General features: G+C 31.6%; 1 protein-coding gene. It reads right to left on the bottom strand.

Translation table 11 applies throughout. The annotated features are described in order from the left end of the window. Positions 1–561: 561 nt before the first annotated feature. On the bottom strand, positions 562–1080 hold the full coding sequence (locus tag HM985_RS17040) for a hypothetical protein (RefSeq protein WP_173589734.1): 519 nt from the start codon (positions 1078–1080) through the stop codon (positions 562–564). Positions 1081–1696: the final 616 nt, after the last annotated feature.

Here is a 1696-nt window from a genome sequence, read left to right as displayed (position 1 = left end):
ATAATCTGTTTTTAGTCCTGCGTTGTTGCTAATCAGACACGCATTTTACGTTCAGCTTGGAAATCCTGCGTTATATTTTTAATATCGAGGAAACTTGTCAAATTCCAGTTCTTATGTTAAATTAATTATATGATTATTCTAGTTTAGTTCCGCAAGAAATTAAAATTTTCGACTCCATTTTTTCTGATTTTACTTACTTAAAAGTCAAAAAAAAAAATCGCGAAAAAGAAACTAGGCTTTTTTATTACGATGAAGTTATTTTCTAACCGTAATTTTTCGTTCTGCTTGTAATTCCTGCGTTGTGATTTTCATTCTAACGTTCGGAAATCCAATTTTATTTTTATTCTTAAAATTCAGAGTTGTATAAGTTCCAATTTAGAGTTGGATTTTGCCGCACACGCATTGCTGCCAACGTGTTTGTGTATGATTAGTTGCGTGGTTTAGCAACTAAATTAGTAAACTTTTACGAACCTGAGAATATTCCGAAGGAATATTCCAGATGAGCACTTACAAAGCAATTAATTATACACGGTGTTGTGTGTAGGCTTTTTTTTATTCCACTCAATTATTTTCAGTTTCAGCTATCAGTTTTGTTATTTTCGGTTGTAAAATCCAAACTCCAATTATTAAAAATAAAGTTAATATTAAATTTACTAAATAGTCAGAAAACTTCACTTCTCTTTTCAGTTCAATTATTGCAAGTGTTTTGCAAGAAAAAACTATTGTTTGAAAGAATGCAAAAAACATATAGAGTGTAATCGGCATTAGTAAAATCGTTTGAGTATTAAATTCCGGTTGAGTATTTTCAACAGTTTGTTCAGGCGAAAGTAAAAATGAGACGATTAATAAAATCGGAAATAAAATTATGTTAATTTTAAATAGTTTCGTGTCCAAAGTCGGAAGTTTTAGATATTCCAATTTTTCTTGTCCATAAATTCCAATAGCATAAGTCCAAATAAGAAAAGTAATTAGACCTATAAATCTGATAATTTCCTGCAAAGGACTTGGTGATGACCAAGCAGCAGTCAGAACTATCAGAATAAATAGTTGCCAATGTTTAAATTTCAAGATTTTTTTCATTCGTTAGTTCTGATTTTTAGCTTACACACAACGTTTACGTATAAGAATAGTGCGTAGTTTGTGTGCGAGGATTTTCCGAAGGAAAATCAGATGCATGCAAACACGCATTTAGTCTTGATTAGGTACTAAATTACGCATTATTTTTATACAATGTTAGCGCACGTTGTTATGTTTTTCTCACAAGAGTATTTAAATATGATTTTTAAGGAACAAAGAAAAGTCCGAAGCAACAGTTGCGTATTGTTTCGCAAGAGTCAGAATTTTTTAAACACAAGAGTTAAGTCAGTTGCGCGTAAACTTTACGTATTGCTTTGTCAGAAGTCGGTTTAATTTTTTATTTAATTTTAGTTTGCGAGAGTAAAATCAGGCTTAGGTAACAGTTGCGTTTTGATTTGTCAAAAATCAATTGAGTAAGTTTTAGGAATTGTTTTTAAAATACGTTGAGAAGGTTTATTATTTTTTTTGAGCTGAGTGAGCAATGTGCGCTAACGTGTTTGTGTATGCTTAGTTGCGTGGCTTGGCAACTAAGTTAGCAAACATTTACGAACCCGTGAATATTCCGCAGGAATATTCGCAAGTAGGCAAGAACCAAGCAATTAATTATACACGGTGTTGG

Source organism: Winogradskyella wichelsiae (assembly GCF_013403925.1).
In the GTDB taxonomy this organism is placed as follows: domain Bacteria; phylum Bacteroidota; class Bacteroidia; order Flavobacteriales; family Flavobacteriaceae; genus Winogradskyella; species Winogradskyella wichelsiae.
Note: the sequence above shows the minus strand (reverse complement) of the source record. Positions and strands in the feature narration are given on the sequence as shown.

Bases quoted from the DNA above. Each gene is read 5' to 3' on its own strand.
- HM985_RS17040 (WP_173589734.1), bottom strand. From the start codon at position 1,080: ATGAAAAAAATCTTGAAATTTAAACATTGGCAACTATTTATTCTGATA.